At 53.0% G+C, this 15,618-nt stretch carries 10 protein-coding genes and 1 pseudogene; 1 reads left to right on the top strand and 10 read right to left on the bottom strand.

Annotated features, from left to right (window positions below):
• From galU to HNR62_RS07140, 9 genes are all read right to left on the bottom strand, one after another.
• Positions 1 to 912 (bottom strand): UTP--glucose-1-phosphate uridylyltransferase GalU, encoded by a 912-nt coding sequence (gene galU, locus HNR62_RS07180; RefSeq protein WP_204795411.1) that lies wholly within the window; start codon positions 910 to 912, stop codon positions 1 to 3.
• A gap of 220 nt (positions 913 to 1,132) precedes the next feature.
• Complete coding sequence (locus tag HNR62_RS07175; protein ID WP_204795410.1) at positions 1,133 to 2,068, bottom strand: glycosyltransferase family protein; 936 nt, start codon at positions 2,066 to 2,068, stop codon at positions 1,133 to 1,135.
• On the bottom strand, positions 2,068 to 4,164 hold the full coding sequence (locus tag HNR62_RS07170) for a glycosyltransferase family 2 protein (protein WP_204795409.1): 2,097 nt from the start codon (positions 4,162 to 4,164) through the stop codon (positions 2,068 to 2,070). The genes HNR62_RS07175 and HNR62_RS07170 overlap by 1 nt, the downstream gene beginning before the upstream one ends.
• Positions 4,161 to 5,585, bottom strand: coding sequence for an alginate O-acetyltransferase AlgX-related protein (locus HNR62_RS07165; protein ID WP_204795408.1), 1,425 nt, complete (start codon positions 5,583 to 5,585; stop codon positions 4,161 to 4,163). The genes HNR62_RS07170 and HNR62_RS07165 overlap by 4 nt, the downstream gene beginning before the upstream one ends.
• Positions 5,586 to 5,589: 4 nt before the next feature.
• Positions 5,590 to 8,421, bottom strand: coding sequence for a glycosyltransferase (locus HNR62_RS07160; protein WP_204795407.1), 2,832 nt, complete (start codon positions 8,419 to 8,421; stop codon positions 5,590 to 5,592).
• A gap of 14 nt (positions 8,422 to 8,435) precedes the next feature.
• The gene (locus tag HNR62_RS07155; RefSeq protein WP_204795406.1) at positions 8,436 to 10,313 is read right to left on the bottom strand and encodes a coiled-coil domain-containing protein; all 1,878 of its coding nucleotides are present in this window, start codon (positions 10,311 to 10,313) and stop codon (positions 8,436 to 8,438) included.
• A gap of 42 nt (positions 10,314 to 10,355) precedes the next feature.
• Positions 10,356 to 11,531, bottom strand: a complete 1,176-nt coding sequence (locus HNR62_RS07150) for a nucleotide sugar dehydrogenase (RefSeq protein WP_204795405.1) — start codon at positions 11,529 to 11,531, stop codon at positions 10,356 to 10,358.
• A gap of 137 nt (positions 11,532 to 11,668) precedes the next feature.
• Positions 11,669 to 12,991 (bottom strand): phosphoglucosamine mutase, encoded by a 1,323-nt coding sequence (glmM, locus tag HNR62_RS07145; RefSeq protein WP_204795404.1) that lies wholly within the window; start codon positions 12,989 to 12,991, stop codon positions 11,669 to 11,671.
• A gap of 65 nt (positions 12,992 to 13,056) precedes the next feature.
• Positions 13,057 to 13,911, bottom strand: coding sequence for a sulfotransferase family 2 domain-containing protein (locus HNR62_RS07140; protein WP_204795403.1), 855 nt, complete (start codon positions 13,909 to 13,911; stop codon positions 13,057 to 13,059).
• Positions 13,912 to 14,224: 313 nt separating this feature from the next.
• On the opposite strand from HNR62_RS07140, the pseudogene HNR62_RS07135 reads away from it, so the two are divergent.
• Positions 14,225 to 14,359: pseudogene (locus HNR62_RS07135) on the top strand (IS1595 family transposase); the annotation flags it as partial.
• Positions 14,360 to 14,378: 19 nt separating this feature from the next.
• Here HNR62_RS07135 and HNR62_RS07130 read toward each other — a convergent pair.
• Positions 14,379 to 15,563: a hypothetical protein gene (locus HNR62_RS07130; RefSeq protein WP_204795402.1), complete on the bottom strand. Its 1,185-nt coding sequence runs from the start codon at positions 15,561 to 15,563 to the stop codon at positions 14,379 to 14,381.
• Positions 15,564 to 15,618 lie beyond the last annotated feature (55 nt).

The raw sequence follows: 15,618 nt of genomic DNA, 5'->3' as shown, positions 1-15,618 counted from the left end.
TTATTGGCCAGCGGCGAAAGGCACAATATTGGCACTGTTGAGCGAGGCCAGATAATCGGCAAAGTCTTTACCCAACTGCGGGTGGCGCAGGGCATATTCCACATTGGCCTGCATATAGCCCAGCTTGCTGCCGCAGTCGTGGCTTTTGCCAACAATGCGGTAGGCCTCTACCTGCTCCTGGTTCATCAGCTCGGCAATGGCATCGGTTAGCTGAATTTCATCACCGGCACCGGGCGGAGTTTTTGCCAGCAGCGGCCAGATTGCCTTGCTCAGCACATAACGGCCCACCACCGCCAGGTTGGACGGCGCTTCATCGATGGCTGGTTTTTCCACTATGCCGGTCATCGGCTTGCTCTGGTTTACCGCCACCTCCTGGCCCATGCAGTCCACCACCCCGTATTGATTCACCTGCTCCTGGGGCACCGGCTCCACCATGATCTGGCTAACGGCTTTTTCATTAAAGCGGGCCAGCATCTGGGCCAGGTTGTCTTGCACCAGGTTGGCGGCGGCATCGTCAATCAGCACATCCGGCAAAATCACCACAAACGGCTCGTCGCCAATCAAGGGTTTGGCGCAGAGCACCGCATGGCCCAGGCCTTTGGCCGCGCCCTGGCGCACATGCATTATGGTCACATTATCGGGGCAAATGGCGCGCACCTCGTCCAGCAACTGGCGCTTTACCCGTTTTTCCAGGGTGGCCTCCAGCTCGAAGCTGGTATCAAAATGGTTTTCGATGGAATTTTTACTGGAATGGGTGACCAGCACGATTTCCGTTACCCCGGCGGCCACCGCCTCGTTCACCACATACTGGATCAGCGGCTTGTCGACAATCGGCAGCATTTCCTTCGGAATGGCCTTGGTGGCCGGCAGCATGCGGGTGCCGAGGCCGGCAACGGGTATGATCGCTTTCATTATTTTTATCCCTTGTTATTGGCGTGCGAGATCGCGCTGTAAGTAATGCCGCATAACAGGAGTGGTTCAGTCGTCATTCCCACGAAGGTGGGAATTCAGGGCCTGTAGCGCAGAATTTTCAGACTGCGGTTCGCCTGTAAAGACACTGGCCCCCCGCCTTCGCGAGGGTGACGATAAAGGCAAACCAACCCTTGCATCCACACCTGTTACGCAAGATTACTTATGTATATTGGTGCGTAAAATCGGAGGCATTTTTTAACATGTTTTGCCTGCTCGGGTCTTGTTTACTTAGCCGTAAAATCGCATCTATCCAAGCTTGCTGGTCCATGGGCAGCAGCAGGCCATTATATTGGTGCTGAATGACAGAACGATATACCGGGTGGTCGGCATATATGCCCACGGCACCGGCCTGGGTGATATCAAAGAACTTGGTTGCAGAACGTGCCTGGTTGAAGGGGCTGTCAAGCAAAGGCGCAAGCCCTATGGTTCTTCCGGGCCGGCTCAGCAGCGCCTGATAGGCCGGCCATGGCATGGGATGCAGCACATGCACCCGGGGCAGGGCGGCAAACTGCCTGCGTACCTTGTGGTTACCAATCAGCTCAACACTCAGGCTGGCATCCTGCGCCAGCACCTGCTCAAACACCGGATACAACCACTCAAACTCGGGCCCGTGCGACGCCGAACCATGATAAAACAGCGTTTTTTGGGCACTTATGCCGGAGTAGGGTGACTGCGGTTGCAACACTTTTGGTTGCCAGCCGGCATATTTCTCCGCCAGCCAGGGAGTGGAAACCCACAATTCGGCCCCTATTTTCTTTAGCCAACGCTGGTGCCGCCAGGCCAGCTGCCAGAGCTTGTAGCGATAGCGCCAGGGCAGGCCGGCGTGGGCGCGTAAATCAAACAGATCGTCATCCATAAAGAACACCACCTCGCCCAGTTGCGAGCGATGTTGTTCCACCCATTTGCGCCAGGCCGGGGTGAGGTAGCGAACAAAGACCACTGCCTCATACTCGCCGGCAGAGGAAGGCAAGGTGTCGTTCAGCCCACGCCTTGTGATGCCGCTGCCGATTGATTGCAGCCAGGGCAGAATAAAAAAATCCGTGGTAGGGTTAGGTCCCTGCTCCACAATCAGGGTGCGCTGCTGATTAAGCACCATTACCACGGCCATCCTACCCGGGGGATCTTGCCCAGTTTGAAATCCGGCTGGGAGTAGTTGAGGTTGGGGTTATAAAACGGATCCCGGTCAATCATATGCCTCCATCGGCTGCGCATATATTCCGTTTCGCGCTTGGCCCTTGCCTTTTTTTCCGGCGAATCATCCTTGCCGCGAGACACCGATTCATGGTGATACAGCTTTGCGTAAGGGGTATAAATTACGCGCTCTCCGGCTTCCCTTACCCGCAGGCAATAGTCCACGTCGTTAAAGGCCACGGTCAGGTTGGTTTCATCAAGCCCGCCCAGTTGCTGATAGAGCGCCTTATGGGTCACCAGGCAGGCAGCCGTTACCGCCGACAGATCCTGAGCCAGCAGGGATCTGTGCATATAACCCGGGTCGTCTGCCTCCAATATGCCGTGCAAGTGAGTGGCGCAGCCTCCCGGGCCCAGCACATCTCCGGCATGTTGAACCCGACCATCGCTGAAATACAGGCGTCCACCCACCACACCCACGCCGGGTTGCAGCAGGCGGGAAACCATTTCTTCCAGCCAGTCGGGCGAAATAACCTCGGTATCGTTATTCAGCAGACAAACCACTTCACCACTGGCCTGCGCCACGGCAAAATTGTTGATGGCGGAAAAATTAAAGGGTTGATCATAATGCAACACCCTTACCCGCTCATGCTGAGACACTTGCTCAAAATAGGCGAGAGTAGCCGGCTCGCTGCTCTGGTTATCGACAATCAATAACTCGTAATCCGGCCAGGTGGTTTTTTGCAGCAGGCTTTCCACACAGGGTTGCAGATAATTCAGCGCATCACGGGTGGGTACCACAATGGAGACCTTTGGCAATGCCTTTGGCAATGCATAGCGCACCCTAAGATATTCACCCTGCGCGATCACCTCGGCAGCCACCTTATTGCGCCGTAAATGCCGCTCCAGGGCCTGCCGATTGACTGTTTCGGCCTTATGGTCAACATAGTGGCATAGCACGGCGGGAATATGACAAATGGCCTGCTCGCCAACCAGGGCAGTGGCATCCAGTACCAGCTGATAGGCACAATTAACGCCGTTTTCTGCCACTACCTTGCCGAACAAATCGCCGCGCAGCGCAAACGCGGAGCCTACATAACCCGAGCTGCGGGCCAGCTCTTGTGACCAGTCGGGCTTGAACTGCGGGTTAACCCGTTCTTCGTTCAGCCAATAATCGTTATCCGAATAAATAAAGGCTGTGTCCGGTTTCTGGGCTTCCATGGCCATCCAGGCCAGCGCCCAGGGCGCCAGCCGAGTGCCGGCCTGCATAACAAACACCCAGTTGTTACCGGGCCAGCGCACTTCTGCCAGCTCGTTTGTGGTTATTAACTCGATGTCGTGTTTTAGCAGGGCAGCCCACTCATCCCTTTGCTGCGCAGTAAGCAGCACCTTGCAAGCCACCGGTGCTAGCTCCAGTTGCTGCCGCAGCGAATGCAATGTTTGCTGCACAGCAACGGGCGTATCCGTCTGGCGCGCATCTATCAGCATCTCAAACGCAACAGCGGCAAGCGCCTGTTTTTTTACTGCTCGTTTCAGGCGGTGGGCAACAGCCGGTGTAAAGTGCTCGCTCTGGTCAATCCACTGGGCATAGGCAGGCGAGGCCGTGTAATAACGGCTTTTGCCAATCAGAGCATACGCAGAGTAAGGATCGCGAAGCATGGCTAAAGGGTGCAGACCCAGCACACGCCGCTGTGCGTGAGAGGCGGTGGTGTAGGCGTGGTAAATCCGCCGATACATTAAATAATGTGCGGTAGCCCAGTTGATTTGGGTAATGCTGACAGTATCAAGACCACTGGCATGACCCATGCTTTTTACTTCCAGGCATATTTGCGATGCACCAGGCAGCTTAACCAGTTCATACAACTTCCCCTTGAGGGTGACGGGCACATCAAAATTGAGTTGCTCGCCATTTTTCTGCCTGACTAAAAGTCTGGCCTCAAGCTCGGGGCCATGGTAGTTCAATTGACCAGTTACCAGCACCCAGCCGGTATCGATGGCAGATATAGTACAAGGTTCAACTTGTTGTAGTTGGGGCTGGGGGCTTATTGCAGAGGATTGTGTCATTCGAACTCCAACTTGTTATTAAACTCGCTTAGAAAGCACTCTTCCAAGTGATCAAGCTGAAGTCTTCTCAAGGTTTCCTTATTGTTGTTTAATCTGTTTTTTATCGTCTTGCTTTTTTCCTCTTTTGAAAGGGATGTTATTTTCTCACGTATTGCCTGTGAGACAGAGTACTCTACAGTTGGTGCCTGCACGACAAATCGAGCATTAGTTTGAGTAACCAGGTAATCTGGTTTCACTTTTTCTACCAGCTCCGGATCTATGTTGCCTGCAGTGTGAATAAAGATATAGCTTTCAAAGATTCGACTTAAGTAGCTGAACATGGAGTAACTTGATGAAGAGCCAAACGTTAAGCAGATTTCTTTGATAGGGGCGCTCTTGTTTGCAAATATGATAATGCGGCCGATATTGGGTAGGCCGTTGTCATAAATAACCGATTTTCTGTAGTTGAATGATTTTAGTACTTCTGTTCTGCAGGTTACTTTTGGGGTCAGCTTATTTCCAAGGTCGCCACCCTTTACCAGGTCTTGATAAACATCATTGCAAAAAAGTTGCTCAAGAGTGCTTTTTTCTATTCCTAGCCGTGTTGCCAGCTCAATAGTTGCCGTAAGGGCACCTTTATGGGACCAGTGAGTATCACTTTTGAAGTATGACGTATCTCCTTGCTTCTTAAGCTCTGCCAGTGGGTACACCAGTAAGGACGGAGGAGCCAGTTGCACTACCTGCGTGACGGGGCTGAGGCCTTCCTTTTGGGGATGATACTTGGCACCGACAACGCTTTCCTTGGAAGGGGCAATCAGCATTGCATAATGTTGAGAGTGTTTCTTTGCAAGTGTTTCCATTTCCTGAAAGTAAAGGTTCCACTTGTTCAAGCTTAGGGGGGTTAACCTTACTTTTCCGGTGAACTGGTCCACGCTGTTGTTGGTATCGTTATCCAGAAAAAGCCAGCCCTGCTTTCCCTTTAATACTTTCAATGCATGAGAGACGTGATGAGGGTGAGAGGCTTCAATAACCTGTAGCGGCCATTCGTTATCATTAACTCTCAAGAACAGCTCGATCTTTCCTGCAGAGTAAGGCACGGTGAAGCTGAAGCCGCAATGCGACTGCTTACTGGCGCTTGGTATTCTTTCCTGCATTGCACGAACCACATCCTGCCTTTTAGTGTTGACCTGATGGCAGGTGTCAAAGCTGGGTGACCAGCGTGCGATGATATAAACAGGCTGTTCGCAGCTTTCTTGGAGCAGTACCCAACCTTGCACAGTTAAGCCAGAGTGTGTTGATTTGATCCCATTTTTTCGTGAAGGGTAGTCCAGATGCCATTTTAAGATGGGACTTGGGTTTATCCAGGGCGTTGCGGTAGTGAAAAGCTTTTGTATTCGAGTGCGACAGGCCGAGTTTAGCTTGCTAAATAATGAATAACCCATGAGTTTAAATGTTCTCTTTACTTCTGTCTGTGCCTATAAGCTTGTGCAACACCCCGGCCAGTGCCTGCTGCATGGCGTGCGGGCCGTAATATTGAAAGGCCCGATTCTGGCCGGCCTGGCCCATGGAGTTGCGCATAGCCTCATTTTCAACCAGCATGGCGACATATTCAGCAATCTGGGCAATATCGCCCAGAGGGGCAAGAAAGCCTGATTTACCCTGTTCTACCAGCTCGGGCAGAGCCCCCCATTCATAACAAACCACAGGGCGGCTGGCGGCCATGGCCTCCAGCACGGTACGGCCAAACGACTCCTGAAAATGCGACAGGTTGACCAGCACATCCAGCTGGCCGATGGCCTCTTGTGGTGAAGGCAAATAACCGGCAAAGCGCAGATTAGCGGGAGCAGCCCGTTCAGTGAACAGGGCCTGAGTGTGTTCATTTTCGGGGCCGATCAGCACGCAATCCACCGTTATGCCCTGCTCTTGCAGCAAAACAGCGAGCCGGACAAAATCGTGCAGGCCTTTTTTGGGCAGGTTGCTGCTGACCATTCCCAGTTGCAAGCGAGAGCAAGCCGGAAAGGGCAGGTTGAAAGCATTAATATCAATAATATTACCAATAATATCAACACGATCAGCCGCGTTCAGGTAATTGGCTACCACGTGCGAATTGGCGATAAAAAAGTCCGAATACTGCAGCAAATGCTGTCGTATTTGCTCGGGTTGGCACTGCAAGGCTTCACACAAGGGGGCATCATGTTCCGGCAGTTCACGTACATGTGTAATGCTTGGCACGGCTGTTTTTTTGGCTGCCAGCAAGGGCTCAAACAGGGTGAGGGTGTTGCAATACACCAAGGCGATATTGAACTGCCGAATGAGGCCGGCAAACTGGTCAACAGTATCGACTTCTGTGGTTCGACCGGCCCGCCACCAGTGATAGGGCAATATGGTTACCTGGTGGCAGAGTTCACGTATTTGCTGCACATAAGCGGCGTTTTGCGCCGATGGCAGGGCAACGACCAGGTTATAGGGCAAGCCGGTACAGGCACGCAGCACATCCAGAAAGCTGCGCTCGGCGCCATAGCACTGTTCACTGACCTGATGGGCACACAGCAGCAGCGTAGGGCATTCCGACCGTGGTGCTAACTGCCCTGCATGCAGGGGTGGCGTGTAACCAACAGCCTGGTCGGCGTTGAGCAGATGCAGCAGGGGGTTCTCCGCCACTGCCTTGGACACCGCAAACTGGTAGCCCGAGCCGCTGAAATTGGGCCCCGGATCGCGCCCTTCCCGGTAACCAAAGCGACAGTAATGTTGCCAGGGATCCATGCCGGCACTGGCCACATCCGGATAACGGCGCAAATACCAGCCGGCATTGAACAGGCCGCTTTGTTTGGCCAGCAGGGTCAGGTTATGAGCGCGAGCTTCTGTTGTGCCCCGGCACATGGGGGCGGGGGCGGCAAAGGGGCGCTGGTTGGGCGCGGGCGGCATATACAGCCGGCTGCTGCCCTGGTGCCAGGCCTGCGCCGCCTGGTGATAACGCCGGCGCAGGCCGTTGTCTTCATAAAAGGTGCGCAGGTGAGTGTGGTTTTGCTGAGTGAGTGAATTGGCATCCACCCGGCCAAAGGCCAGAGGCACACCGGGCATCACCTCTGCTACGGCAGCGGGGCCAAATGCCTGAATGATGCGGTAGTAATACTCGGTGTCGGCGTTAACAGACACCCGGTCCCAGAATCCCAGCTTGCGCCGTACCCGGCGGCGAAACATCAGCGACGACACATTGCGCTGCACCCAGTTTGCTTCTTGCCGCCAGGTTGCGATATGCAGTTCTGGCGTGCAGCGCACCCAGTGGCTGGTGCAGGCCATCACATGGCGGTGGCGCCGCAACAGGGCCACCTGGCGCTCTATTTTTTGCGGGTGCGACCAGTCATCGCAGTCGTGGGTGGTAATAAAGCGCCCGCGGGCCACGGCCAGTGCGGTGTTGCGTGCCGCATAGGCACCCTGGTTGGTATTGTGGCGCAGCAGTTTAATGCGTGAGTCTTGCTGTGCCAGCGCCGCCACCACCTGTGCCGATTGATCGGTTGAGGCATCGTCTACTACCAAAATCTCAAGATTTTGCCAGCTTTGCTGCAGCAGGCTGCGCAGGGCCGTAGTGATGGTGGCTTCGGCATTAAAGCAGGGCATAATCACACTCACCAGCGGTGAACGGCGCCACCAAGAGCTTTTAGCGGCAGGTACTGCCGGCGCACTCAGATTATCCAGCGCCAGAGGCTTTTTGGCCTGGTGCAATGCCAGCGGGCATAACCCCTGGCTTTGGTAAAACGCATTGAGTGTGGTCAGGGTGTGATGGTCCGGCAGCATAAACCGGGCCAGGGCATGATCGGGCACTTGGGGCCAGCCCGGCTGTGCCAGCCAGGCGGCGGCCTGCTGCATTTTATCTTGTTGCCAGAGCACACCAAACAGCAACAACCAGGGGCCAGCGTGGTTTACCAACAGGCTGGCGGCCGGCTCGGCAAAATACGCGCTCAATAAAGGCTCCGCCGTGGCGTGTTCACCCCGGGAGGCATGCCAGCGCGCCAGCACCCAGGCGGCCACGGCCGCGTCTGTGCCTTTTCCGGCAGCCAGAGTGTGCAGTTTGCTCAGCACCTGGGTATGACCGCGCCACAGTTCGTCTTCCAGTGCCAGCGCGGCAACCGGGCAGGGCTGGCGGTGCTCGTGCATGCCATGGTGAATAAAGTGCCGCCAGGGATCCATGCCGGCGGCGGCCACGTCGGGATATTGCTTCAGGTACCACTCGGGGTTGAACAAGGCGCGCAGCGTCTGTTCATCCATTGGGGTTGTCAAAATATCCGCGCTCATTAATAAAGCGGCCGGTTTTCGCTTTGGCCAAAGCGCAGGTAATGATATAGCGGGTTAAAGCCGGCTTCTGCCACATCCGGGTTGGCATCAAGGTAGCTCTGGCTGTCGAATTGCGGCCCCGGGTTGCGTCCCTCAAAGCCCCCGCACTTGAGATAATGCAGCGCCGGGTTTCTGGAGAATGCCTTGTCGGTGGCCACATCGGGATATTCACTGAGATACCACTCGGCATTAAACAAAGAAGAGGCGGCCAGCTCGGCAGCCTTGCGCTGCAGCTTTTTCTTTTCCGAGCGTTTTTTCAGCCTGTCTTTAAAGGGGGAGGGAGTGCCGGTTGATTCGGGCTGTTCCTGAACAATGGCCGGTGGCAGTGTCGGCTCCTCTGCCGGCTCTTCCATTGGCTGGCTGGCAAGCAGGCGATTTTCCAGCTCTTGCTGCACGGTAAACAGTTGCTCCAGTAGCTGGGTATTTTCCTGCTGCAGCGCCGCCTGCGTTTTTTGCTGCTCTTGCTGACTGGTTTTCAGGGCTTGTTGTTCCTGTAGCAGAGCCGCCTGTGCTTGTTGCTGCTCCTGTCGGCTGGCTTTCAGCGTTTGTTGTTCTTTATGTAACTGCTTCTGCAGCAGGGCCTTTTCCTGCAGGCCTGCTTCCAGGGCTTGTTGCACCTGATGCAGTTGCACCTGCAACTGGGCCTTTTCCTGCTGCAGCTCGTTCAGCTTGGCAACCTGTTGCCGAGTTACTTGTTGCTCTTGCTCCAGCGCCGCCTGTGCTTTTTGCTGCTCCTGCAGGCTGGCTTTCAGTGCTTGTTGTTCTTTATGCAACTGCTTCTGCAGCAGGGCCTTTTCCTGCAGGCCTGCTTCCAGTGCTTGTTGCACCTGATGCAGTTGCTCCAGCAACAGGGCATTTTCCTGCTGCAGCTCGTTCAGCTTGGCAACCTGTTGCCGAGTTACCTGTTGCTCTTGCTCCAGCGCGGCTTGTGCTATTTGCTGCTCCTGCCGGCTGGCTTGCAGCGTTTGTTGTTCCTGCTGCAGAGCCGCCTGTGTTTTTTGCTGCTCCTGCTGACTGGCTTTCAGTGCTTGTTGTTCTTTATGCAACTGCTTCTGCAGCAGGGCCTTTTCCTGCCGGCCTGCTTCCAGTGCTTGTTGCACCTGATGCAGTTGCTCCAGCAACTGGGTCTTTTCCTGCTGTAGTGCATTCAGGCTGGCAGCCTGTTGCCGAGTTACTTGTTGCTCTTGCTCCAATGTCTGCTGCAGCTGTTGCAGTTGCTGCTCTGCCTTTTTGAGACTAACTTGCGCCTGCTGCCCGGCCTGCATATCGGCTACCAGCTGGTTAAACTCGCTCAGGCCGGGTTGTACAGGTGCCAGGTTTTCCAGGGGCTGCGCCAGGGCAGTAAGCTGTTGTTCCAGCGCGGCCAGCTCCGGGCTGGCGGAAAGCAGGTTTTGCGCCAGCAGGCGGTGCAGCACGGGCCCGATGTGCGCAATGGCGGGTACCGACTGTGGGTGTACTTCCAGGCTGGGCCAGTGCTGGGTGCACAGGGTTTTAAACAACTGGGGGGCGGCCAGCACCTCGGCCAGGTTGAACAACAGCACCCGGCCGCGCTGTTGCTTGCAAAGGCGTACCAGCTGGGCGGCATTGTGCCGCCACAGGGTGACGGCCTGAGAGGGTTCTACTCCCTCACAAACTGCCTGCTCCAGCGCCAGGTGCAGCGGAGCATAAAGTACCAGGGCGCCACTCTGCTCTTCGGCCAGTTGTTGCTCCAGCTGCATAATGGCAGTGGCATTTGTCAGCCCGGCTACGGCAAGCTCGCCGTTGGTAGGGAACTGCCGCAAAACAGAGGCAGCCAGTTGCCAGTTGCAAAATGCCGCGGCGGCAAGGGTTAAGTTCATGGGTGCTCCTGCAAATAAATTCATTGTGCTTGTGTTTTTTGATCAGTCCTGGCCAAAAATATCCCGGGTGTATACCTTGTTGGCCACATCTTGTAAATCGGCATGCCGTCGGTTGGTGAGAATAACATCGGCTTGCTGCTTGAATGCTTCAAGGCTATTAACCAACAGGCAACCCTGAAATTCGGTTTGTTCAAGGGTGGGCTCATAAATAACGACAGATACGCCCTGTTGTTTTAGCCGGCGCAGCACACCCAGCATGGCGCTATGGCGAAAGTTGTCGGATCCTTGCTTCATCACCAGCCGATAAATGCCCACCACCCCGGGCCGGTGCGCCAGCACCCGCCCGGCAATGTAATCTTTACGGGTGCGGTTGGTATCCACAATGGCCTGGATCAGGTTGTTGGGTACATTCTCATAGTTGGCCAGCAGCTGTTTGGTATCTTTGGGCAGGCAATAGCCGCCATAGCCAAAGGAAGGGTTGTTGTAGTGCATGCCAATGCGCGGATCGTGACCCACCCCTTCAATAATTTGCCGGGCATCCAGGCCATGGCTTTCGGCAAAGGTATCCAGCTCGTTAAAATAGGCCACCCGCATGGCCAGGTAGGTGTTGGCAAACAGCTTGATGGCCTCGGCCTCGTTGCTGTTTACCAGCAAGGTGGGCACCTGCTCGGCCAGGGCGCCCTGCTGAAGCAAGGCGGCAAACTGCCGGGCGTGGTGACCATGACCACCCACCACAATGCGGGACGGATACAGGTTGTCGTGCAGGGCCTTGCCCTCGCGCAAAAACTCCGGCGAAAACACAATGTGCTCATGCCCCAGCCGCTGGCGCAAACCGACAGTAAAGCCCACCGGCACCGTAGACTTGATAATAAACACCGCCTCCGGGTTAATGGCCAGTGCCTGCTCAACCACCGCTTCTACCGAGCTGGTATCAAAAAAATTGGTGAGCGGATCGTAGTCGGTAGGGGTGGCCACCACAATATAATCGGCTTCGGAAAACGCCTGTTGCGAGCAAGTGGTTGCATGCAGGCTAAGCGGCTCTGTGGCCAGGTAGTGACTGATGTCGTCATCCTGCACCGGGCTTTGCCCCGCTGCCAGCATGGCCACCCGTTCAGGGTTGATATCAAAGGCCGTCACCGACTGGTGGCGCGCCAGCAACACCGCATTGGCCAGCCCCACATAACCCAGCCCCACCACTGTAATATTTGTCTTAGTCATAAGGGTGTCACTCAACTTGGCTCATTTCGGCGCGCACTCAAGTTATTCCGTGCTCACTGTAGTCATTCCGGCGAAGGCCGGAATCCATTTGTTTTTCTTACAGCTGACAGCTTACGGCTTACAGCTCCCCGAAGGGGTTAAACCGCTTCCGCAATATACTCCGCCAGCTCATTAACCAACGGTGCATCGGCACCTTCCACCATTACCCGCACCAGCGGCTCGGTGCCCGATTTGCGCAGCAGTACCCGGCCATTGCCGGCCAGCTTAACTTCTGCTTCACCCACCCGTTGTTTAACGGCATCGCTTTCCAGCGGGTTGCTGCCGGGAGCAAAGCGCACATTGACCAGCCGCTGCGGGAACAGGGTAAGGCTGCTACGCAGCTCTTTTAGGTTAAGCCCCTGGCTCACGGCGGCCTTCAGCACCTGCAGGGCGGCGATAATGCCGTCTCCGGTGCTGTTGTGATCCAGGCTGATAAGGTGGCCGGAGTTTTCACCGCCCAGCTTCCAACCGTGCTGCTGCAGCTGCTCCATTACATAACGGTCGCCCACCTTGGCACGCACAAAGGGAATATTCTGTTCGGCCAGGGCCAGCTCCAGTGCCATGTTGGTCATCAGAGTGCCCACCACACCACCACCCAGGGTGCCCTGGCGGCTGGCGTGCTGCGCCAGAATAAACAGCAGCTCGTCGCCATCCAGCAACTGACCGGTGTGATCCACCATGGCCAGGCGATCGCCGTCGCCGTCGAAGGCAATGCCCATATCGGCCCGGTATTGCTTGACTGCAGCCACCAATGCCGAGGGGGCGGTGGAGCCGACCTGATCGTTAATGTTCAGGCCATTCGGGCTGGCGCCAATGGTAATGACCTCGGCGCCCAGCTCCTCGAACACCGCCGGGGCAATGTGATAGGTGGCACCATGGGCGCAGTCCAGCACAATGCGTAAACCTTCCAGGCTGAGCTCGGTTGGAAAGGTGCTTTTGCAAAACTCGATATAACGACCGGCGGCGTCGGTAATGCGGCGGGCCTTGCCAAGCGCATTGGACGCCACGCAGTCCATGGGTTGATCCATCATGGCCTCAATGGCCAGTTCAACCTCGTCCGGCAGCTTGGTGCCGTTGTGAGAGAAAAACTTGATGCCGTTATCGTAATAGGGGTTGTGTGAGGCACTGATCACAATGCCCGCCTCGGCTCTAAAGGTGCGGGTAAGGTAGGCAATGGCCGGGGTGGGCATGGGGCCCAGCAGGGCGGCATTGACCCCGGCGGCAGAAAGGCCGGCTTCCAGTGCCGATTCCAGCATATAGCCGGAAATACGGGTGTCTTTGCCGATTAACACGGTTTGGGTGCCGGTTTGAGACAGCACCTTGCCGGCGGCCCAGCCCAGCTTCATGACAAAATCGGGAGTAATAGGAGAGTGACCGACCTTGCCACGAATGCCGTCGGTGCCGAAATATTTTCTGGTCATTGAGTGCTCGATTAATAAAGGTATAAAAAAGGAGGCCCAGTCTATCGCTTACAAGCTTAATGCACTTATCCCTTGTTATGCTCTTCCGGTAGGCTGAAATCCAACCCGGGTGGTAAAGCTGACGCTGACAGCAGCAAGGCTGATGTTTTCCCCTCAACTTCTTCAATCATGCGGTAGTCATCCGCATAGACTTCACGCAAACGGGCTTCCGTGGCGGGGGTGAGTAGCTGGTTCAGCGAAGGCAGGGCCTTGCCCTGTACGTACTTATTACGGAAGTAAATGGCCGGGCAGTCAGGATCTGCCCAAGGCAGTGACACACTGCCTTTCGTCGTGCTGTTGGACGGCTCTTTGAACACTCGGCCGCATAGTTCAGGAGGTAGCAGATCCTGCATTTCCCGGTAGACATTATCCATGCGGATCACCTTGTTGTAGGTAATCGGAAGCAGATGCCATACCTGCGGATAAAGGTGGCCATCGACCTCTTCCCAGCGGTCGGTTTCGAGCAGTACCACATATTCATGTACGAATTCATCAAATGTGAGCAAGCCAGGATCACGCTCTACCACCTTCTCCAGCCGCTTGAGCAGGTCTTCTGCACCATCTTGCTGAATCAACTTGTTTTTGTAGACCGAGAACACTCGATCAATAGGATCACGGTAAACAAACAGCTTGGTCTCGAAGCGCTGGCCAATCTCCGCCGGCGTCAACCCCTTCACTCGGGCATGCTCCGCCATGCAAGCGATGGACGGTAGTTCCCCGGGACATACCCCGGTGTAAAGTTCCTGAAATAACTTTTTGAATGAAGTGGAAGCATTTTTGCGGATGTAAGTATAAAAAAATGACGCGCCTTCTCCCTCGAACAAAAAATCAGGAGAAAATTTTTGCTTGAACGAATAAGTGATAATGCTCTTGAAATTCACAGTTCCAACCTTGCTTATATATAAAAATCTAACCGAATTTTATCTGTAGCGTATATTAATAGCTGGGATTTTTTATCAGGATGAACCTGCCTAATCAAGATTTTCCTTCAAAAAATGTACGCTCCGATGTGTAAAGTAGCTGCTGGCTTTTAAATTATAATCTCTCGAAAGCCTTATCCCGCAAAGGTTTTTCATGATCTCGCCCTAGCGTCGGCCCTCGGTGTTTGGTCAGGGCTGACGCATCAGAGATGAAAAATAGCACAGTTTGATAGAACAGTAAGTAATATAGCATGACTGACGCGTTGCCCTTGGGTATCAGGCGGAGTTCTGTTATCGCTTTAACCGACGTTTTGATCTGGAGAGGATGTTGCCGAGGTTTTGCTTTGTTGCGATAAGAACTCCTCCGATACCGATGAGACTTTTCAAATTGGATAACGATAATAGATAATCAGGTATGTTTTTTATTTTTAAATGTGAAAAGTTTTACTAATTGTTTTTTCGTTGGTCATCTTGTCTTTTAAAAATACTTGGTACTTCAATTTTTGGTTGGTGTTGATGCTGAAAATGAAAGTGTTACTTCTTTGATACATGGCCTTATTAATTTTATCACCATGGTAAAGATAGCAAGCCCAAAGTTGTCTTGCGTCTGGTGTTGTACTTGTTCTAGAAGCAAAGCAAGCTATAGATACTTTATCTTCACTAACTATATAACTAGAATTCACTTCCCATTCTAATTCTAGATTTTTTGTGCTTGGGAAGTTAGATAACCCATTGGAGAAGCTTAAGTATCTACTCAATATTTTATTGTAATCTTGCGGGGCGCCTTCATTGTGAGAACCCAATGTCACTATTTTTTGTATTTCTAAACCAGTGTTTTCTATTAATTCTAGTTCATGCAAGTGCCAATCATCATCTATCCCACAGGTTATTGTTAAATTCATATCTGTAGGTTTTTGTTTTTTTGCTAGATTTAATATTACATCATCAAGTTGCTGCTTGCCTTTTGAGTTAAAATAATTAAAAATGTATTTAGCTCTCTTTTTTATATACTCTCCTATTCTGATTTGAGGGGCGGATATTAATAAATTTTTATATCCTTTTAGTAGTCCGAAAATAAGTGCGGCAGAGGCTGCTTTTGAACTTCCTACAAGCAAGAAACTATCTTGTTTGTTGTTTTTAAATATTTCATCTATAAGATGTTGTAAGTTGTCTAAGTATTCTGTTCCTGAGTCTGAGTCTAGGTAATAGGTGCCTGAGTTAAACTCGGCAGGAGCTTGTTTATCTAAGGCAAAAATAAAATTCACGGGGTGAGAGCTAATTGTTTTTATAAATTTATATTTTTGCTCTTCTCCTTTAACTGGAAGAGATGAAAAGCAAATTACTGTTTTTTTGAATGAGCTCGAGACTCTGGATATGTATTTTATTCCGTTAAAATCATATTCTAGAAAACCTCTTATTACTCTACCTGTTTTTATGCCTGGATATACAGTATTAAAAATATTCCTATTGTTATTTTTTATTAAAGTGGTGTAGTTAAAGGTTGTATTGGCTGGCTGGGAATAAACTGATCTTAGAAAAAACGCATCACTTTTTTTATTGTATTCTCTGCTAACCCTGAGGGATCCCCACAATTTTTGGCACTCAACACGCATAATTTTTGCTCATTTCATCATAGGCCTCGGCAAGATCTTGTTCACTGAACTGGTA

Origin of the sequence: Oceanisphaera litoralis, from assembly GCF_016907015.1 — a bacterium.
GTDB classification, from domain to species: domain Bacteria; phylum Pseudomonadota; class Gammaproteobacteria; order Enterobacterales; family Aeromonadaceae; genus Oceanimonas; species Oceanimonas litoralis.
This window is presented reverse-complemented; position numbering and strand designations above follow the sequence as displayed.